General features: G+C 59.8%; 18 protein-coding genes. 10 read left to right on the forward strand and 8 right to left on the reverse strand.

The features are described 5' to 3' along the window. The first annotated feature begins 94 nt into the window (after positions 1-94). The 4 genes from ACSAMW_RS16615 to gbdR all read left to right on the forward strand — a co-directional run bounded on the left by ACSAMW_RS16615 (position 95) and on the right by gbdR (position 5,846). Positions 95-1,471: an L-serine ammonia-lyase gene (locus ACSAMW_RS16615; RefSeq protein WP_500591226.1), complete on the forward strand. Its 1,377-nt coding sequence runs from the start codon at positions 95-97 to the stop codon at positions 1,469-1,471. A gap of 202 nt (positions 1,472-1,673) precedes the next feature. Continuing rightward, positions 1,674-2,159: a CesT family type III secretion system chaperone gene (locus tag ACSAMW_RS16620; protein WP_500591227.1), complete on the forward strand. Its 486-nt coding sequence runs from the start codon at positions 1,674-1,676 to the stop codon at positions 2,157-2,159. 140 nt (positions 2,160-2,299) lie between these two features. After that, positions 2,300-4,285, forward strand: a complete 1,986-nt coding sequence (locus ACSAMW_RS16625) for a hypothetical protein (RefSeq protein WP_500591228.1) — start codon at positions 2,300-2,302, stop codon at positions 4,283-4,285. 457 nt (positions 4,286-4,742) lie between these two features. Further along, complete coding sequence (gbdR, locus tag ACSAMW_RS16630) at positions 4,743-5,846, forward strand: choline metabolism transcriptional regulator GbdR (protein WP_168084931.1); 1,104 nt, start codon at positions 4,743-4,745, stop codon at positions 5,844-5,846. Positions 5,847-5,862: 16 nt separating this feature from the next. Here the strand turns inward: gbdR and ACSAMW_RS16635 are convergent, their stop codons facing one another. The 5 genes from ACSAMW_RS16635 to choX form a co-directional block, all read right to left on the reverse strand. Continuing rightward, complete coding sequence (locus ACSAMW_RS16635; RefSeq protein ID WP_168084930.1) at positions 5,863-6,117, reverse strand: hypothetical protein; 255 nt, start codon at positions 6,115-6,117, stop codon at positions 5,863-5,865. Between the two features lie 107 nt (positions 6,118-6,224). Beyond that, a complete protein-coding gene (locus ACSAMW_RS16640) occupies positions 6,225-6,722 on the reverse strand; it encodes a thioesterase family protein (protein WP_500591229.1) in 498 nt (165 codons plus the stop codon). Further along, positions 6,715-7,680: an L-carnitine dehydrogenase gene (locus ACSAMW_RS16645; protein ID WP_500591230.1), complete on the reverse strand. Its 966-nt coding sequence runs from the start codon at positions 7,678-7,680 to the stop codon at positions 6,715-6,717. Before ACSAMW_RS16645 ends, ACSAMW_RS16640 begins: the two co-directional genes overlap by 8 nt. Positions 7,681-7,692: 12 nt before the next feature. Next, positions 7,693-8,580 carry a 3-dehydrocarnitine:acetyl-CoA trimethylamine transferase CdhC gene (gene cdhC, locus ACSAMW_RS16650; protein WP_500591231.1) on the reverse strand — a complete coding sequence of 296 codons (888 nt, stop codon included), beginning with the start codon at positions 8,578-8,580 and terminating at the stop codon, positions 7,693-7,695. 65 nt (positions 8,581-8,645) lie between these two features. After that, entirely contained in the window at positions 8,646-9,584 is a 939-nt protein-coding gene (choX, locus tag ACSAMW_RS16655) for a choline ABC transporter substrate-binding protein (protein WP_500591232.1), read from the reverse strand. A 162-nt stretch (positions 9,585-9,746) separates the two neighbouring features. Between choX and ACSAMW_RS16660 the strand changes: the two genes are divergently transcribed. Then, positions 9,747-10,679, forward strand: a complete 933-nt coding sequence (locus ACSAMW_RS16660) for a GlxA family transcriptional regulator (protein WP_500591233.1) — start codon at positions 9,747-9,749, stop codon at positions 10,677-10,679. Positions 10,680-10,694: 15 nt separating this feature from the next. Here the strand turns inward: ACSAMW_RS16660 and ACSAMW_RS16665 are convergent, their stop codons facing one another. The 3 genes from ACSAMW_RS16665 to ACSAMW_RS16675 form a co-directional block, all read right to left on the reverse strand. Further along, complete coding sequence (locus ACSAMW_RS16665) at positions 10,695-11,264, reverse strand: hypothetical protein (RefSeq protein WP_500591234.1); 570 nt, start codon at positions 11,262-11,264, stop codon at positions 10,695-10,697. Between the two features lie 62 nt (positions 11,265-11,326). After that, positions 11,327-12,058 (reverse strand): hypothetical protein, encoded by a 732-nt coding sequence (locus ACSAMW_RS16670; protein WP_500591235.1) that lies wholly within the window; start codon positions 12,056-12,058, stop codon positions 11,327-11,329. Between the two features lie 109 nt (positions 12,059-12,167). Then, positions 12,168-12,596, reverse strand: a complete 429-nt coding sequence (locus ACSAMW_RS16675; protein WP_500591236.1) for a lysozyme inhibitor LprI family protein — start codon at positions 12,594-12,596, stop codon at positions 12,168-12,170. Between the two features lie 244 nt (positions 12,597-12,840). Here ACSAMW_RS16675 and ACSAMW_RS16680 point away from each other — a divergent pair, with 244 nt between their 5' ends. From ACSAMW_RS16680 to etfA, 5 genes are all read left to right on the forward strand, one after another. Beyond that, positions 12,841-13,830: a dipeptidase gene (locus ACSAMW_RS16680; protein WP_500591237.1), complete on the forward strand. Its 990-nt coding sequence runs from the start codon at positions 12,841-12,843 to the stop codon at positions 13,828-13,830. Between the two features lie 67 nt (positions 13,831-13,897). Next, complete coding sequence (locus ACSAMW_RS16685; RefSeq protein WP_500591238.1) at positions 13,898-14,428, forward strand: DUF5943 domain-containing protein; 531 nt, start codon at positions 13,898-13,900, stop codon at positions 14,426-14,428. A gap of 15 nt (positions 14,429-14,443) precedes the next feature. After that, the gene (gene dgcA / locus ACSAMW_RS16690; RefSeq protein WP_500591239.1) at positions 14,444-16,504 is read left to right on the forward strand and encodes a dimethylglycine demethylation protein DgcA; all 2,061 of its coding nucleotides are present in this window, start codon (positions 14,444-14,446) and stop codon (positions 16,502-16,504) included. A gap of 90 nt (positions 16,505-16,594) precedes the next feature. Continuing rightward, a complete protein-coding gene (gene dgcB, locus ACSAMW_RS16695) occupies positions 16,595-18,559 on the forward strand; it encodes a dimethylglycine demethylation protein DgcB (protein ID WP_500591240.1) in 1,965 nt (654 codons plus the stop codon). Next, entirely contained in the window at positions 18,556-19,776 is a 1,221-nt protein-coding gene (etfA, locus tag ACSAMW_RS16700) for an electron transfer flavoprotein subunit alpha (RefSeq protein WP_500591241.1), read from the forward strand. The genes dgcB and etfA overlap by 4 nt, the downstream gene beginning before the upstream one ends. Positions 19,777-19,785: the final 9 nt, after the last annotated feature.

A 19,785-nucleotide genomic window follows, 5' to 3' on the forward strand; every position in this document is an offset into this window, starting at 1 on the left:
TGCAGACGTGCCACGCCTGGAGAAAAGCCCATGATGCAGGCCAATGCAGCCGCTCAACCCACCCACCTATCTGCATTCAGGAGGTCTGCCTGCCATGGCAATCAGCGTGTTCGACCTGTTCAAGATCGGCATCGGGCCTTCCAGCTCGCATACCGTCGGCCCCATGCGGGCTGCCGCCCTGTTTGCTCAACAGTTGGCAGCGCAGCAGGTGCAGGCGCAGGTGAAACGCATCGAGGTCCGGTTGTATGGGTCTTTATCGGCCACAGGCATTGGCCATGGCAGCGACAACGCTGTGATTATGGGGTTGACGGGCGCCTGGCCAGACACGGTTGACCCGCACACCATCCTGCCCGTGGTGGCAGCGCTTAAGCAGACGGGCGAGTTGTTGCTCAACGGCCAATTTCCAGTGAGATTCGACTGGGCGCAGGACATGCAATTGCTGGAGGAGAACCTGCCCTATCACCCCAATGCCATGACGCTGGTGGCACACGGCGCGAGTCAAGTACTGCTCGAAGAAACCTATTACTCCGTAGGCGGGGGCTTTGTGGTAGATGCGGCCCAGGCGGCTTCCGGGCGGCTGGATAACGACACCACCGAGCTGCCCTACGATTTCAACACGGCAGCGCAACTGCTTGAACTGTGTGAGCGGCACGGGTTGCGGGTATCGGCCCTGATGCTGGAAAACGAGAAGGTGTGGCGCAGTGAAACCGACATCCGTACGGGGCTGCTGACTATCTGGGCTGCCATGCAAGCGTGCGTGCATCAAGGGCTGGCGGAGGAGGGCATACTGCCAGGCGGCTTGAACGTTCGTCGCCGGGCGGCACGCCTTCACCGCAGCCTTCAAGAGCTGGGCAAACCCAACGTGATCGGCTCTACCCTCACCGCCATGGAGTGGGTAAACCTGTTTGCCTTGGCCGTAAACGAAGAAAACGCCGCAGGCGGGCGTATGGTCACCGCACCCACCAATGGCGCGGCAGGAATCATTCCGGCGGTATTGCACTACTACATGAAGTTCAGCGAACAGCCCAGCGACGATGATGTGGTGAACTACCTGTTGGCCGCAGCGGCGGTGGGCATTCTGTGCAAAAAAAATGCGTCTATTTCGGGAGCCGAAGTGGGCTGCCAGGGGGAGGTAGGCTCTGCCTGTGCCATGGCCGCCGCAGGGCTGGCGGAGATTCTGGGCGCCACCCCTGCCCAGCTGGAAAACGCCGCAGAAATCGGCCTGGAGCACAACCTGGGCCTCACCTGCGACCCCGTAGGCGGGCTGGTACAGGTGCCCTGCATCGAGCGCAATGCTATTGCAGCGGTAAAGGCCATCAACGCAGCGCAAATGGCGCTTCGGGGCGACGGCAGCCACTTCATTTCCCTGGACCGGGTGATCCGCACCATGCGGGATACGGGGGCAGACATGCACGACAAGTACAAGGAGACCTCGCGGGGCGGGTTGGCGGTGAATGCTATCGAGTGTTGAGACCGGGGCGCAAAGGCGCGTGGTTGAGCCGCTAGTGATGTGATGGGCAGTGGCTGGGCTGCTACAGCCCGCAGAAATACTGGCGTTCCGGGATAAATGGTTGGAACCTGATCCACTGCTTTGCCACTGATTCTGCATCACGTAGCTGTTTACACAATAAAAGACGCCCTAGCGTCCCGTCTCAATTCCCGAGTCCCATCCCATGGCACTAGAAACCTATCGACTGCTGGTCGACCAGATTTGCGAACAAACATTAATTCCTAACCCTGCCGCGTTGTATGAGCGTACCAACCTTACGATTCGTGAGGTCAACTTTACCCTGCGCCACCTGGAAGAAGGTGAGCACGGCACCGTCGTAGTGCATTGCGATTTTGGTGCGCTGCCTACCCGAGGGCGCGAAGCGGTGCTTTTGCGTCTGTTGGAAACCAACTTTTACGCGTTCGAGGGGCCCTCGGCGCCCGTACTGTCATTCAGTGACCAAACCCAGAGGGTAGTGCTGTCCTGCAAGCTGCCCTTGGTGATTGACGCCTCTATCATACTGTTCCTGCTAAGCCAGTTCGCCGACATGGCCAAAGCCTGGCGCAAGGATTTTTTCCTGGGCAATGACAAAAACACTGCACCTGCGGCTTCGGCGACACGCGCTGCTAATACCTTGACGCGCTCTCTGGGCGCCCCTGCCTTTCGTTGATTGGAGGAACCCCCATGCCCGTTCAAGGTGCAGGCAGTACATCACCCATACGCTCTACCCAGCAAATCACTGAGGCGGCCAGTAGTTCCCGTCAGCCCGCAATTGCAGCACACCCCTCAAGCGAAAGCGTTGGAGGCCATATGCCCACCAGCAACGCGCTTGAGTTGTTTGAGCAAGCCGGCCCACCTAAGGCAGGCGGTGAATTGAGAGCCAGCGCAGGTGCATTGGCGCAGAAGCTCCAGCAGAACCCAAGCAACCTGTTGGCCCTGACCGAACAGTTGGCTTTGCAAGGAGAGCTGCTCAAAGCGTTACCGACCACGGCCTATGAGGACATCGTAGGCAGTTTGCACGAGGACCTAAAGACCGCCCTGGCCCATGAGAATGCACCGCTAGAAAGTGCAAGCGTTGCAATTGGGGAAGCATTGGTACCTCTCGCTCAGCATGAAAGTGGAGTGGTGGATACCAAGCAGTTATCTGCTGCGATCAACAACCACTCCAATGCTTTGGCCGAGCACCTGCAGGTTGCCCATGCGCGTTACGAAGAAGTCCTGAAAACGCCTAATTTACCTGCTGCGCAAAAAGCCAATATTGAACGTAGCCGCGACGCGTTCGTAGATTATGCTATCCGTGTAGGTACGCAGACAGAGCGCATGCTTACGGATAGCATCAACAGCTGTAGTGAGCGTGCAGATCAGCTTCAAGAGCAGGCAGACAAGGCCAAGAAAGAAATCGAAAACGCTGGGCCTGGCAAAGCTAACTCCCAGACCGTTGAGAAGCATAGCCAGCTTCAGAAAAGCAGTGAAAGCTGGAAGGCCGCGAGTCAGCTAATGAAGCAGGTCAAGAAGGACTATAAGCCACCTGAGGAATTGGCCGCTGCCGTCCACAATGCCAAATTACCCACAGTGCTGGCGAAATTTGAAGAACAATCTAGCTTCTTCAATAGAGTTCGCGCGCTCCTACCCAAATTGTTTCAGCAACTTGTGGCGTCTGCAGGGCATTTCGGTGCGGTGCGTGCAACGATCGAATGGGCGTTGCGCAATGCCAATTTTGGCGCTCGGGTGACTGGGTCAGGGGCAGGTCTCGGCGCGTCCCATGAGCTGATTAACAATACCGTTCGCCCTTGGGTCAATGAACTGCTTGTATCGCTTACAGGCATGGAAGTGCGGCCAGTCAAATTTTCTGAGGTTGCCAGCCAGCCCACCGAGCAATACACGGTCGATGGTGTTAACCATAAACGAAGCCCTGCAGAAATGGCGGCTGCAAAAAAAGCTTACAACGAGTTCAAAACACGCTTCGCCGAAGCGCAAAATAATCACAAGTTTGGCACCATGAAAGGTGAGCTGGAGTTCTTCAGCGGCTTCGGTTTGGCACAGGGCATATTGGAAGGGCTTGTGGATGCAGGTGTGTTGCCAGCGAAAACCATTCCGGCGCTTGTCTTGGCCTCGGCAGCGGGGGGGGCTGTTTCAGCGAGCTTGCAGACATGGAATCAGCTGACAACTACTGTCAAGGATGACCAAGGTCGAAAGGTGCCCACTCATGTTCCGGTCGGGGTCGATGAAGCCCTTTTGGACAGGTTAGGGAAAGTGACTAAGGACGGCTTCAAGGCAATCGACCTTAGAAGCCCAGACGTACAAGAAGCCTTTCTGAGCAAGATGTCCGGGGCAATCCAAGGTGTCACGATTTCAACAGCGGTGGCTGACTATGTGAAAGACCTGGATTTGGACAAGCCTGCACACATTGCTTCAAAGGTGTTTGCATCCAGTTTCGGCCCCACCTTGACGTTGTCGTCGTTTTTCGCAGCGATGCAGAACAAGATCGAGGCTAAGAAAGGAGGCACTGGTCGGATGGGCAATGTCGGCAACAACCTGTTGGCGCCTGGTCGGGACACCTTGCCACACACTACGCCTGAAGGAACCAAGTCGCGCAAGTTCGAGAATTTAATCCACCGAGGCCGTGGCGTATTGCAAGCACCTTCGCAGGCAACAACTGTGGCTAGTGCTGCCTTGGTTCAAGGCGTGCTGCATCCTTCTGCAACAGCAAAAAGCTTCGCAACTATGATGCGTGGTACTCCAAGCACGAGCCAGGAAAGCCAAATAGAAATGGGTCAAATGGGCCGGCCAAGCTGATCAGGCAGGCGATGAATGGTTTGTCTTTGGGTTGCCGTTATATCGGCGCCCAAAGGCAGCCAGCCGTACGGGACCTAGAGGCGTAAGTGACAGGTATTGAGCAATTGAAACCCTTAGGGTCGGTGTTCACTCACCAACCTGCGCTTTTTTTGCTCACTTAAAGACGTAGTGCTGCTTTTTAGCCCATTGTTACGCGGCGGTCATCTGTGCTCAATCTCGTGTGGCCAACCGCACCCTGCCTTTACGAACTGCTACCAAACGCCCCACGCCCCGCGCTGTACACCTCACCCAACCCTGTCATTGCAAGGCATGGCCAACCCGATACCAGACCGTTTGCGACGTCGTTTTCAGGTTTTATTGAATGCGCATTCAAGGTTCGGCACGGCAATTGCTCCAGTGAATAGTAGAAAAAGAGCCCTCAGCCTGGGGCCACCTACGAATCAGAGGAGATACTGCGATGACGTCGTTCAACTCCGGGGCCCAACCCCAGACCCGTGCGCCTCAATCCATCGGTTTTTTGCTGCTGGATAACTTCACGCTGATTTCCCTCGCCTCGGCGGTCGAGCCCCTTCGAATGGCCAACCAGTTGTCTGGCCGCGAGCTGTACCGTTGGACCACCCTCACCGCCGACGGCGGCCAGGTATGGGCCAGCGACGGCCTGCAAATCACACCCGATGCTGGCATGTACCAGGCCACCGCCCTGGACAGCGTGATCGTGTGCGGCGGCGTAGGCATACAGCGCACCGTCACCCGTGAGCACGTGACCTGGTTGCAGAGCCAGGCCCGTCAATCGCGCCGGCTGGGTGCGGTGTGTACAGGTAGCTGGGCCCTGGCCTGTGCTGGTTTGCTGGATGGCTTCGATTGCAGTGTGCACTGGGAATGCCTGGCGGCCATGCAAGAGGCCTTTCCCCGCGCCACCATGAGCACGCGGCTGTTTACCCTGGACCGTAACCGTTTCACTAGCTCCGGTGGCACCGCCCCCATGGACATGATGCTGCACCTGATCAGCCGCGACCATGGCCGTGAACTGTCTGCGGCTATCTCGGAAATGTTCGTGTACGAGCGGATTCGCAACGAGCAGGACCACCAGCGTGTACCGCTCAAGCACATGCTGGGCACCAACCAGCCCAAGTTGCAGGAAATCGTGGCGCTGATGGAGGCCAACCTGGAAGAGCCAATCGACCTGGACGAGCTGGCCGTTTACGTGGCGGTTTCACGCCGGCAACTGGAGCGGTTGTTCCAGAAGTACCTGCACTGTTCGCCTTCGCGCTACTACCTGAAGCTGCGCTTGGTGCGGGCGCGCCAGTTGCTCAAGCAAACCCCTATGTCGATCATTGAGGTCGCGTCCGTGTGCGGCTTTGTGTCCACACCCCATTTCTCCAAGTGCTATCGGGAATACTTCGGCATTCCGCCCCGCGACGAGCGTGCAGGGTCCAACACCACGCAGCAGGTAACCCTGCTGCCGATTCCGCAAGGGATGGTACTGCCGCCGCTTTCAGGGCCGTTGGCAGCGTTGAGCCAGGCGCGCAACGAGTCCACCTTCGCCAGCGTAAGGGTGTAGGCCACGCGTGGGCGGCTTACTGCCGCCCGAACTGCGCCAAGGCCGGTAGCAGGTTACGGTCGATGGCTTGGCGCACGGCGGGCAACAACGTTGCACTGCCGCCTAGCAGCTGCTCCACCATGCCACGCAGTGCCTTGGCACGGTGCGTATCCAGCCCTCGAACGGCACATTCGCAGGCCTGCTCTGCGCTGGCTCCTGGAGGCATCTCGAACCCCAGGGCACGCAATTTGCCCAGCAGGTCGTCCTGATCGATCAAGTCAGCGTGCATCATGTGAAGCGTCCTTTGGAGGGGCGTTCACTGGATTGTGATCAGGCCACTCCCGGCCCGCAATACCTCGCGGGCCGAGATGGCAGGGGTGGGCATGAACGGGTCGTTTTTCAGCCCTGGCGGGGTGGTAAGGCGATCACACGGCCGGCCCAAGGCGGAGGAGCGAACTCGGCCTGCTGCTGATACAGGTGGTTCAGCATTTCTGAGGCGTGCTGTGCAAAGGGTGCGGATCGCGGCCCGTCCAGCGTCACATGCAGCAGCATCTGCTCACTGGCGGCCAACGCTTCACCATCGCCAGGCCGGTGCAGGCTGTGGTACAGGTGCACGCGCTTGTGGTCGTGGGCCAGCACACGGGTGTGTACCTCAACGGCTTCACCTTGCTTGACCTCATGCAGGAAGTTCAGATGGCATTCCAGGGTAAACAGCGAGCAGCCTGTAGCCTGCCGGCCGGCCTCGTCCAGCCCGATTCGGTCCATGAAACCATCGGTGCCATAGCTGAACAGCAGCAGGTAGAACGCGTCACGCAGGTGGCCGTTGTAGTCGGTCCATTCGGCAGCCACCTCGCCTTGCCAAGCTATCAAGGGGTCAGTCACCAAGGAGTCAGTCATCAGCGGCTATCCCATGAGCCTGCTGGGTTTGTTTAATCGCCGCCATCACCGCCAGTAGGGCGTCATCGCGATAGCGTTCCAGCGCGGCAATGCTGTGAGTACCCAATTGCTCAGCGGTGCCGTCGACCACGTCGTCGATCAGTTTGTCCGTGAGCGTAGGCGCTGGAAGGTACGTCCAGGGCAATTGCAAGGCAGGGCCAAACTGCTGCATGAAGTGGCGCATTCCTGCTTCACCGCCTGCCAGGGTATAAGTCAGGAACGTGCCCATGAACGACCAACGCAACCCGGCCCCGTAGCGAATGGCGTCGTCAATTTCACCTGTGGTAGCCACGCCGTCGTTGACCAAGTGAAGGGCCTCGCGCCACAACGCTTCCAGCAAACGGTCGGCAATAAATCCTGGCACTTCCTTGCGCACGTGTAGTGGCCGCATGCCCAGACGACGATACACGTCGCTGGCCGTTTCGATGGCCTGCACGCTGGTGTGCTGGCCGCCGACCACTTCCACCAAAGGCAGCAGGTACACCGGGTTGAAGGGGTGGCCTACCACACAGCGTTCGGGATGGCGCGAACTGGCGTAGAACTCGCTGGGCAGCAGCCCGGAGGTGCTGGAGGCAATGATCACATCAGGCCGTGCCGCTGCGCTGATCGCCCCGTGCAGCTCAAGTTTGAGCTCAAGCCGCTCGGGGGCGCTTTCCTGGATAAAGTCCGCGTCGGCGACGCAAGCTTCGATAGTGGTTGCCATGCGCAGTCGCTCAGGTGAAGCGCCGGGTGCCAAGCCCTGCTTTTCCAGCGCAGGCCAGGCATTGGCCACGCGTTGGCGGATAGTAGCCTCGGCGTTAGGGGCAGGGTCCCAGGCCACTACATCCAGGCCATGGGCCAGGGCCCGGGTGATCCAGCCGCTACCAATCACACCGCCGCCCAACGCCGCGAAGGTTTTAACGTCGCTCAAAAAAGTCATTGCGCTACCTCGTTAACCACGGCGGGTCAGGTTCATTTTTTCACGGCCTTGGGCCGGGGTAAGAATGCGGGCGCCCAGCCGTGTGAGGATTTCGCTCACCCGCTCCACTAATTGCCCGTTGGTGGCCAGCACGCCTTTTTCCAGCCACAGGTTGTCCTCCAGGCCTACGCGCACGTTGCCCCCTAGCAACACCGCTTGGGCAGCCATGGGCATTTGCATGCGACCAATGCCGAACGCCGCCCAGGTCGCCCCGCCAGGCAGGTTGTCCACCATGGCTTTCATGGTGGTGGTGTCAGCAGGTGCACCCCAGGGAATGCCGAGGCACAACTGGAATAACGGGTCGTGCAACAACCCTTCGGCGATCATTTGTTTGGCAAACCACAGATGGCCAGTGTCGAAAATCTCCAGCTCGGCTTTCACCCCTAGCTCAGTGATGCGCTGGGCGCCGGCACGCAATTGCGTGGGCGTGGAGACATAAATCGTGTTGCCATCCCCAAAGTTGAGGGTGCCGCAATCCAAGGTGCAGATCTCGGGCAGCAGTGCTTCGACATGGGCAAGGCGGGTCAGCGGGCCCACCAAGTCGGTGCCTGGGCCAAATTCGGTAGGGCGTTCGCCTGGGCCGATTTCCAGGTCGCCTCCCATGCCCGCGGTAAGGTTGACGATGATGTCCACATCCGCTTCTCGAATGCGCTCCATCACCTCGCGGTACAAGGTAACGTCTCGGCTGAAGCGGCCGGTCTGTGGGTCGCGTACATGGCAATGAACCACGGTAGCACCGGCTTTCGCCGCTTCTACCGCGGCTTCGGCAATCTGTTTTGGCGTTACGGGCACATGGGGGCTGCGTGCCGTAGTGTCACCCGCGCCGGTGAGGGCGCAAGTAATGATCACATCATGGTTCATGACAGTTCCTCAGGGCGAGCGCTGCCGCCTGCGTTAAACACAACGCAAGGGCAGGGCAGGTAGGGTTAGTTGGTGGTCAGGCGCAGGTTGCTGTCGGCAGGCTTGCCGTCGAAGGTTGTTACGCCTTCCAGCCAGCGTGCGCGATCCTGGGGGTGGTCCTTGAGCCACTGGCGTGCGGCATCCAGAGGTTCCTTGTGGTCGAGCAGGGGTTGCATCATGCGGCTTTCATCCGCTGCGCTGAACGTCAGGTTGCTCAGCAATTGATTCACGTTAGGGCAACGGCTAGCGTAGTCCGGCGCTGTAACTGTCCAGACTGTGGCTTTCCCTTCGTCCGGCCCCAACGCGCCTTCGCTGCCCGTCAGGTAGGTCATCTTCAGGTTGACGTTCATGGGGTGGGGCGCCCAGCCGAAGAACACGATGGCTTCATTACGTTTCACGGCACGGGCAACGGCCGACAGCATGCCAGCTTCACTGGACTCCACCAGTTGAAAGTCGCCTAAGCCAAACTGGTTGCTGGCGATCATCTGCTTGATCTGGGTATTGGCACCCGACCCCGGCTCAATGCCGTACAGCTTGCCGCCCAGCTCTTTCTTGAAGCGCGCAATGTCCGCAAAGCGCTTCAGCCCTTTGTCCGCCAGGTAGCTGGGCACTGCGAGCGTTGCACGGGCATCGGCCAGGCTAGGTGTATCGAGCACACGCACCTGTTTCTGGTCCACAAAGGGCGTGATGGTGGCGGTCATCAGGGGGTTCCAGTACCCCAGGAACAGGTCCAGGCGCTGGTCCCGAATGCCTGCAAAAATGATTTGCTGGGAAGCGCTGGTCTGTCGTGTTTCATAACCCAACCCGTCCAGCAGTACCTGGGCCAGGCTGCTGGTGGCAATCACATCGGTCCAGTTCACGACGCCAAGCCGCACGCTTTTGCAGGCCGCCGTATCAGCGGCCTGCACCAGCGGAACAGCAGTAGCGGTAAGCAACAGCACACAGCCGCAGATTAACCTTTTCATGGTGATGTTCTCTGGCAGGGCATTTATTGGTAGGGGGTGTCTGTGCACCCTGCCCAAGAGCCTACGCTTGAGGGCGCAGCGGCAAGCGCACTGTGGCGACCGGGACTTGCACTCGGGCGACTGTCGCGCTATTAACCGTCGCATTCTCTCCGAGCTGCGCCCATGCCCGAGACGTTCCACTTCTTGTTGCTCCCCGGCTTCTCTGCGTTGGGGTTTATCAGTGCCCTGGAGCCGCTGCGGGTCGCCAACCGGTTTCGGCCAGGGCTGTATCAGTGGCGGGTACTAAGCCTTGATGGCGGTGCCGTACTGGCCAGCAATGGTATGTCCGTTAACGCAGATGCCGGGCTGGAGGTGCTCCCGCCAAGCGCACGTGCCTTGCTAGTGGCGGGTTTCGAACCCTTGAAAGCCTACTCAGGCGCCTTGCGTACCTGGTTAAGAAAAGTAGCCATAGACGGCGGCACGTTAGGTGGCATTGATACGGGCGCCTTCGTCTTGGCTGAGGCGGGCCTGCTAGGGGATGCCAGGGTCACGTTGCACTGGGAGGCCATCAGCGCGTTCAAGGAGCGCTGGCCTGCAGCGAACGTGACCCAAGAGTTGTTTGAGATCGATGATCGGTTGATTACGTGCGCCGGCGGTACCGCCTCAATCGACCTGATGCTGGACCTGATCGCTCAAGCCCATGGCAGTGACCTGGCCATGGAAGTGTCGGAGCAGTTTGTACTGGGCCGCATCCGACCTCGCCAGGACCACCAGCGCATGGCGTTGGCCTCACGTTTCGGCACACGTAACAAGAAACTGCTTCATGTGATTGCGGCCATGGAACAGCACACCGAAACACCGCTGACCAGCTCAGCACTGGCCGCTTCCATAGGCGTCACGCGTCGCCAGCTGGAGCGGTTGTTCCAAGTGCATATGCACAGCACGCCCAGCCATTTCTACCTGGTGTTGCGCCTGGACAAGGCACGGCAGTTGTTGCGGCAAACTGCACTAAGCGTGACAGAAGTGAGTATTGCCTGCGGCTTCGAACTGCCGTCGTACTTTGCGCGGTGCTACAAGGGGCGGTTCGGGCGGTCGCCACGGCAGGACCGTATCTGAGCGATGCGCTCCTGTTTACAGCTCGGCGATAATTGCTTCGCAGGCTTGCATATCTTGCAAGATGCCTGCCCGCTGAGCCTCAAAGCGCTCGGCATCGAAGTCCGCTTCCCAGCAGGTCCGCTCAATGGGTAACCGGGTCTTGGGTGCTTCAGGGTCCGGGGTACCGCGCAGTTGTATCACGCGCAGCCTGGGCGCATGGAATTCAGGCAGGTTCAGGCGAACCAGCAAGTAGGTAGCCATGTTGCTATCACTGGCGCTGGGGGGTAAAGGGGCCGAGCCATCGGAGCGGGTGGTGATCACCTGACGGACAATGGTTTTGAAGCGGGTGTTAGGCGGCTGCTTGGGGGGCGTGTTCCCATTGAAGATGTCTAACCATAGGCCACTGGCAGGCGTATAGACCTGCTGGGTTTGCTGTCTATCAACCTGGTTCCAACCCAGCGTATGCAAACGCTGAATAAACGTATCGAGCCACGCCTTTGAAGACGTTTCCGGATCGTGCTGGCGCCGCGCATAAAGAGAAGAAAGCCGCACAGTGGCTAGCAGGTCTTCATACAAGGCGGTCGCTGCAGAGGTTGGGTCAGTCATGGCTTGAACCTCTGGTTGGGCAACCACCCGCTGCCGCGGCGGCAGGTGGCTGGTTTGGTTGGTCAGAAGTCCAGGCCCAGGATGTCATCGGCTTGGGAGGCCAGCTTGCGATTCACCGCGTCACGCAGCGCGTTGAACTGGCGCACGCTGAAGGTGCCTTGCTGGGACGCGCGGTACACACGGGTGGAGGCCTTTTCAAATTCGCGGGTGACCGTGCCTGTGTCAACGGCATGGTCGTAGGCGATCTGGAAGCTCTTCATGTGCATGATAGGCATGCCCTGTGGGCTGATCTCGCAATCCACGGCCTGGAAGGTGCTGGACTTGCCTGAAACGCTGGTGCTGCTGCGTTCGAACAGGTTCTTCGCAGCCGGTGCAACGGCAATGGCATTGAAGCTGCGACCCAGGCAGCGGGCCATGCGGTGATTGCGGCCCAGATCACGTGCAACCAATGTGACCGCGATGCTGGCGAGGGTAGCTTTGTCCTGGTCCATGGCCTCTTCGGCATGGGCCGCGCCGGTCATGGTCCAGCCCAGTTTGGCCAACCCATTGGTGTAGTGGTTGTACCACTCGCGCTGCTGGGTTTCCTTGTTGAAGGCTTTTTCGGAAGACAGGCCAATCAAACGCATGCTGGCCGCCACATCTTCAGCAATGCCAGCGGGTACATTGTCGGCGAAGATGCAGACGGTGCTGCCGATCAGCAGCACGCGTTCTTCGCCTTCTTTCTTCAGCGCAGCAATGGCTTGCTCTACAGGGGATTTAGGCAGGGACAACTGGTTGACGAACGCTTCGGTCATGGTTTCCATTCCTTAGTGATTACATGAGGCCGGCCCGTTGGGGCCGACTCGCACTATGGAAGCAACCAAGCGTTACTCGTAACCGACAAACGCTTCCTCTGCTACCGCATCACTGGTCCGGGGCGTCGTTTTCTTCGCCCTGGGTTCCAAGGGTCTGCAGGTATTCACTGCGCTCGTCGCTGCGTTGGGCCATGCAGTCATTGAGGGCGGTCTGGCTGGCACTGCCGTCCTTGTCCGCTTCCAGTATCTCTACAGAGCAATCGGCATCCCGTAGCTTGCGCCATAGTTCCTGGGCGGCTTTGACCTTTGCCAGGTAGTCCTTGAGCACAGCAGGCTGGTCGCCATATTGCCCACTTATACGAGCGTTGAGGCCGTTGTAGGCATCATTGAGTTCGCTTTCGGCAGTTTTACGGTTGTACACCGAGCAATCCAGGCTTTGCTGGCTGGTTTCAACGCTGTCGCATGGCGTGGGGCCATCTTCGTTGGCAGCCTGTGCGCCTATGGCGATGAACGCCAGTATCCATAACCAAGATTTCATTCCATGCCTCTGGGCGGTGCAGCAAAAGGTCCGTGAATTCTGGCTCAAGGTTGAGCCGCTGAACAGTCAGGCGAAGGAGTTTCATCTTCGGAGGCGGTCAAGGCTGTGCAGCCCCACGTGCCCTTGACGCTTTTGGCATTTGATCGGTCGTTTTTGCATCCGGGTGCCTTGTCGCGGGGGCATATGCTGGCCCCCAAAGCGCCGACAAATGATTCGGTGTAACGCTACCTAAAGGGACCGCCTGATGAGCCCAGCTTCGAGCCCAGCCGAATTACACGCCGACAGCATCGTCATAGATGGGCTGATCATTGCCAAATGGAACCGTGAGCTGTTCGAGGACATGCGCAAGGGGGGGCTGACTGCAGCGAACTGTACCGTTTCGGTGTGGGAAGGGTTCAAGGCCACCGTTGACAGCATCGCCGCCAGCCAGAAGCTGATTCGCGAAAACAGTGACCTGGTGATGCCTGTACGGACCACAGCCGACATTCGCCGTGCCAAGGAACAGGGCAAGACCGGCATTCTGTTTGGTTTCCAGAATGCCCATGCCTTCGAAGACCAATTGGCCTATGTAGACATCTTCAAGCAACTGGGCGTTGGCATTGTGCAGCTGTGCTACAACACCCAGAACCTGGTGGGCACCGGCTGCTATGAGCGGGATGGCGGGTTGTCCGGCTTTGGTCGCGAGGTGGTGGCCGAAATGAACCGTGTGGGCATCATGTGTGACCTGTCTCACGTGGGGTCGAAAACCTCCGAAGAGGTGATCCTGGAATCGAAAAAGCCGGTCACATACTCCCACTGCCTACCCTCGGGCCTTAAGGAGCACCCTCGTAACAAGTCCGACGCCGAGCTCAAGTTCATTGCCGACCATGGCGGTTTTGTGGGTGTGACCATGTTCGCGCCCTTCCTGGCCAAGGGCATCGATTCGACCATCGACGATTACGCCGAAGCCATTGAGTACGTGATGAACATTGTGGGGGAAGACGCCATTGGTATTGGCACGGACTTTACCCAGGGCCACGGCCAGGAATTCTTCGAGTACCTCACTCACGACAAGGGCTATGCCCGCCGCCTCACCAATTTCGGAAAAATCATCAACCCTCTGGGCATCCGCACCGTGGGCGAATTCCCTAACCTGACCGAAACCCTACTCAAGCGCGGGCATTCGGAGCGGGTGGTGCGCAAGATCATGGGCGACAACTGGGTGCGCGTACTGGCCGACGTCTGGCTCGAATAACCACTGGCGTTATTCACGGGGCATAGCCCTGAAACAACCGAATACGAATTTTCTGGAGTTGAGATCCATGGCCAAACACGCCCCCGAATTGCCGATTGAAGTCGACAGCGAAACTGGTGTCTGGACCTCTGACGCCCTGCCGATGCTGTATGTGCCGCGGCATTTTTTTGTGAACAACCATAGGGGCATCGAAGACGTATTGGGCCCCGATGCGTACGCAGAGATTCTTTACAAAGCAGGTTACAAGTCGGCCTGGCACTGGTGCGAAAAAGAAGCAGAGTGCCACGGCCTGGAAGGCGTAGCGGTGTTCGAGCACTACATGAAGCGGCTGAGCCAGCGTGGCTGGGGGCTTTTCAAGATCCAGGACATTGACTTAGAGCAGGGCACCGCCAGCGTGAAGCTGGAGCACTCTGCCTTCGTGTACGTGTACGGCAAGGTCGGCCGCAAAGTGGATTACATGTTCACCGGCTGGTTCGCCGGCGCCATGGACCAGATTCTCGCTGCCCGCGGCAGTACCCTCCGTACCGTCGCCGAACAGGAGTACAGCGGTTCGGAAGAGGGCCACGAAGATGGCCTGTTCACCGTCAAGCCGTTGTAAGTCGAGGAAACCCTGATGGCTTTCGAAGCGATGTTCCAGCCGATCCAGATCGGCAAGCTGACGATCCGCAACCGCGTGCTCAGCACGGCGCATGCCGAGGTGTATGCCACTGACGGCGGCATGACTACGGACCGTTACGTGAAGTATTACGAAGAGAAAGCCAAGGGCGGCATCGGCTTGGCCATTTGCGGTGGTTCCTCCAGCGTGGCCATCGACAGCCCCCAAGGCTGGTGGAAGTCGGTCAACCTGGCCACCGACAAGATCATCCCGCATTTCCAGAACCTGGCCGATGCCATGCACAAGCATGGTGCCAGGATCATGATCCAGATTACCCACATGGGCCGCCGCTCTCGGTGGGACGGCGACCATTGGCCTACCCTGATGTCGCCCTCAGGCATTCGCGAGCCTGTGCACCGTGCCACCTGCAAGACCATCGAGCCGGAAGAGATCCAGCGGGTGATTGGCAACTATGCCCAAGCCGCGCGCCGCGCCAAAGAAGGTGGGCTCGATGGCGTGGAGCTCTCCGCCGTGCACCAGCACATGATCGATCAGTTCTGGAGCCCGCGGGTCAATAAGCGTACCGATGAGTGGGGTGGCAGCTTCGAGAACCGCATGCGTTTCGGCCTGGAAGTGATCAAGGCCGTACGGGCTGAAGTGGGTGATGATTTCTGTGTAGGCCTGCGCATCTGTGGTGACGAGTTTCATCCTGATGGGCTTAGCCATGAGGACATGAAGCAGATCGCGGCCTATTACGATGGCACAGGCCTGCTGGACTTCTTCGGTGTAGTGGGCTCCGGGTGTGACACCCATAACACCCTGGCCAACGTGATCCCCAACATGAGCTACCCGCCGGAGCCGTTCCTGCACCTGGCCGCTGGCATCAAGGAAGTGGTGAAGGTTCCGGTGCTGCATGCCCAGAATATCAAGGACCCTAACCAGGCCACGCGTATTCTGGAAGGCGGCTACGTGGACATGGTGGGCATGACCCGCGCCCACATTGCCGACCCGCACCTGATCGCCAAGATCAAGATGGGCCAGGTGGACCAGATCAAGCAGTGCGTAGGCGCCAACTATTGTATCGACCGCCAGTACCAGGGCCTGGATGTACTGTGCATTCAGAACGCGGCCACGTCCCGTGAGTACATGGGCGTACCGCATATCATTGAAAAAACCACCGGCGTAAAACGCAAAGTGGTGATCGTTGGGGCGGGCCCCGCGGGCATGGAAGCGGCACGCGTGTCGGCAGAGCGTGGCCATGACGTGACCCTGTTCGAAAAGAAGGAGCAGATCGGAGGCCAGATCAGTATTGCTGCCAAAGCCCCGCAGCGGGACCAGATCGCCGGCATCACTCGCTGGTTCCAGCTTGAACTGGCGCGCCTGAACGTTGACCTTCGCTTGGGTACAGCCGCGGACATCGACACAATCATGGACCTTCGCCCGGATGTGATCGTACTGGCCAACGGCGGGCATCCTTTTGTGGAGCAGAACGAACATTGGGGCGCTGAAGAAGGCCTGGTGGTCAGCAGCTGGGATGTGCTGGACGGCAAAGTAGCCCCTGGCAAAAACGTGCTGGTGTACGACACCATTTGCGAATTCACCGGTATGTCGGCGGCTGATTTCCTGGCCGACAAAGGCAGCCAGGTAGAAATTGTGACAGATGACATCAAGCCTGGCGTGGCCATGGGCGGCACTACCTTCCCTACTTACTACCGCAGCCTGTACCCCAAAGAAGTGATCATGACCGGCGACCTGATGCTGGAGAAGGTCTACCGCGAGGGCGACAAGCTGGTAGCGCTGCTGGAAAACGAATACACCGGCGCGAAGGAAGAGCGGGTGGTGGACCAAGTGGTGATCGAAAACGGTGTACGGCCCGATGAGGCGCTGTACTACGGCCTGAAAGAGGGATCGCGCAATAAGGGCCAGGTGGATATCGAGGCGCTGTTTGCCATCGAGCCACAACCCGCCTTGAGCCAGCCGGGCGACGGCTACCTGCTGTACCGGATCGGCGACTGTGTAGCCCAGCGCAACATACACGCTGCGATCTACGACGCCCTGCGCCTGTGCAAGGATTTCTAGCGCTAACTGTAGGAAGCGTGCGCAGCGCGCGAACCGGGCTACCCGCTCGTTCGCGCGCTGCGCACGCTCCTACAGGGAGGATATTAGGCCATGTTGAACACCCTTCTTCCCATCCTGCTGTTCGCAGCCTTGGCACTGACGTTGCTGGGCGCTGCTCGTCGCATTGCGTTATGGCGGCAGGGGCGGCCTGCAAAGGTAAACCTGTTGGCCGGCCTGCTGGCCATGCCCCGGCGTTATCTGGTAGACCTGCACCACGTGGTGGCCCGGGACCGGTACATCTCAAATACCCACGTGGCTACTGCCGGTGGCTTTGCACTGTCGGCGTTGCTGGCCATCGCTGTGCATGGTTTCGGGCTGCACAACAAGGTGCTGGGGTACGCATTGCTGGTGGCCACTGCAGTGATGTTCTGCGGTGCCTTGTTTGTTTACAAGCGCCGTATCAACCCACCTGCGCGCCTGTCCAAGGGCCCTTGGATGCGCTTGCCCAAAAGCCTGCTGATGTTTTCCGGCAGCTTCTTTATCGCCACCTTGCCAGTGGCGGGGATCCTGCCGACTGATTTCGGCGGCTGGGTAGTGGCAGCCGTCCTGGCCTTGGGCGTGCTGTGGGGCATAAGCGAGCTGTTCCTAGGCATGACCTGGGGCGGCCCGCTTAAACACGCCTTTGCCGGTGCATTGCACCTGGCCTGGCACCGCCGCGCTGAGCGTTTCGGCGGTGGTCGCTCCACGGGCCTCAAGCCGCTCAACCTGGCCGACCGTCAGGCACCGTTGGGCGTAGAACACCCCAAGGACTTCACCTGGAACCAGTTGCTGGGCTTTGATGCGTGCGTGCAGTGTGGCCGGTGTGAAGCCATGTGCCCGGCCTTTGCCGCTGGCCAGCCCTTGAACCCGAAAAAACTGATTCAGGACATGGTGATCGGCCTGGCCGGTGGCACCGACGCGCACTTTGCCGGCAGCCCTTATCCTTCGTTGGACGGCAAAGGCCGGCCACTGGGCGAACACGGCGGCAACGCGCACCAACCCATCGTGGATGGGCTAGTCAGTGCAGACACGCTCTGGGCCTGCACCACCTGCCGGGCGTGCGTGGAAGAATGCCCCATGATGATCGAGCACGTGGACGCCATTGTGGACATGCGCCGCCACCTCACCCTGGAAAAAGGGGCTACCCCGAACAAGGGCGCCGAGGTACTGGAAAACCTCATTGCTACTGACAACCCTGGAGGTTTTGCACCTGGAGGGCGCCTGCACTGGGCGGCTGACCTGGCACTGCCGCTTATGGCGCAGGTAAAACAAGCTGAGGTGCTGTTCTGGGTGGGTGACGGTGCCTTCGACATGCGCAACCAGCGCACCCTGCGTGCCTTCGTGAAGGTGCTGAAGGCGGCAAAAGTAGACTTCGCCGTGCTAGGGCTGGAGGAGCGCGACAGTGGCGACGTGGCACGTCGCCTGGGTGATGAGGCGACGTTCCAGCGGCTGGCACAGCGCAACATTCATACCCTTGCCCAGTACCACTTCAAGCGAATCGTGACCTGCGACCCCCACAGCTTTCATGTGCTGAAAAATGAATACGGCGTGTTGGGTGGCACGTATGACGTGTCGCACCATAGCACCTACATGGCAGAGCTGATGGCCGCGCACCGCTTGAACCTGAGTACCCACAAAGGCGGCAGTGTGACCTACCATGACCCGTGCTACCTGGGGCGCTACAACGGCGAATACGAAGCGCCACGGCAGGTGCTGCGCGGGCTGGGCATCGAAGTGAAGGAAATGGAGCGCTCCGGTTTCCGTGCCCGCTGCTGCGGGGGCGGAGGTGGCGCGCCTATTACCGATATTCCTGGCAGGCAGCGCATTCCCGACATGCGCATGAACGACATTCGCGAAACCGGCGCCGAGCTGGTGGCAGTGGGTTGCCCGCAATGTACGGCCATGCTGGAAGGGGTGGTCGCGCCCCGCCCAGAGATTAAAGACATTGCCGAGCTGGTCGCCGAGGCGCTGATCGACGACTCGGCAGCGCCTGCAAAAAGCACAGCCAGGCGTGAGCCTGCGGAGGTCAACCCATGAGCACTGTGATACGCCGTGACCCAAGGGGCGAATGGATCGCGCGCAATCGCCTTCACCCCTTGCACAGCTTGCTGCAAACCCAGCAAGCCCGTTGGACAGGCCCCTCGGGGGTGCTGCGCAAGAACCCCCATGCGGTGGGTTTCATCGGCCCCAATGCCATCCGCCGCATCGATCGCAGCGGTGCTGAGCAAGGCGTCGATGTACGGCGGATAGCGCAGCCGGAAGCTCAACTGCCCCTCCACCAGGTACCCAACCCCGCCTTTTACATCACCGTTGTGCCGGACATGGTGGGTGGCCGCCTCACCGCCCATGACCGGGACCTGCTCGGCCTCGCCCATCAACTGGCGGGCAGCGCAGGTGCCGTGCTGGCGGTGGTGTTTGGGGAGCACAAGGAAGCCGCATTCGACACGGCTGGCGTTGATCGCCTGCTGGTGCTGGACGGTCATGAATACGAGGGCTATGCGCCTGAGCAACGTGTACAGGCGCTGCAGGCACTGGAAAGCCAGCTCAGGCCCCAGCACTGGCTGTTCCCAGACAGCCGCGACGGTGGCGCAGAGCTGGGCCGTCGCCTCGCGGCGCGCCTGGGTGAGCGGCCCGCGACTCGGGTGTGGAGTGTGAAAGAAGGCATCAGCGTCAGCCGTGCAGGTGCAGGCCAGCAAGACCTGGCTCAAGCAGTGCCACGGCTGATCCTGGCTGCGGCCGAATGCGCCGAGCCTGTCGATGAGACCCGGCACGAAGTGCTGCCGCTTGCACTGGCGCCACCGGCCCTGCGCACCTTGGCACGTATTGAGGACAAAGGCGCCGTGGCCGTGGACCCGGCGGCGGTGCCTATGGCGGAATCCGAATTCATTCTGTCTGGAGGCAATGGCGTGAAGGACTGGCCATTGTTCCAGCGTGCAGCGGTTGCGCTGGGCGCGACACAAGGCGCTTCTCGCGTGGCTGTGGATGACGGCTTCATGACCCGTGACCGTCAGGTCGGTGCCAGCGGCACCTGGGTCACCGCGCGGGTGTATGTGGCCATTGGCATTTCAGGGGCCATTCAGCACCTGCAGGGCATTGGTGCCTGCGACAAGGTGATCGCCATCAACCTGGACCCTAACTGCGACATGGTCAAACGGGCAGACCTGTCGGTGATCGGCGACAGCGCTGCATTGCTCACTGCCTTGATCGCTGCCGTAGACGCCTGGCGGCACGGCGCCGCACGTAATGCTGCCTGAGGCCTGCCT

This window comes from Pseudomonas sp. AB39(2026) (genome assembly GCF_059831485.1).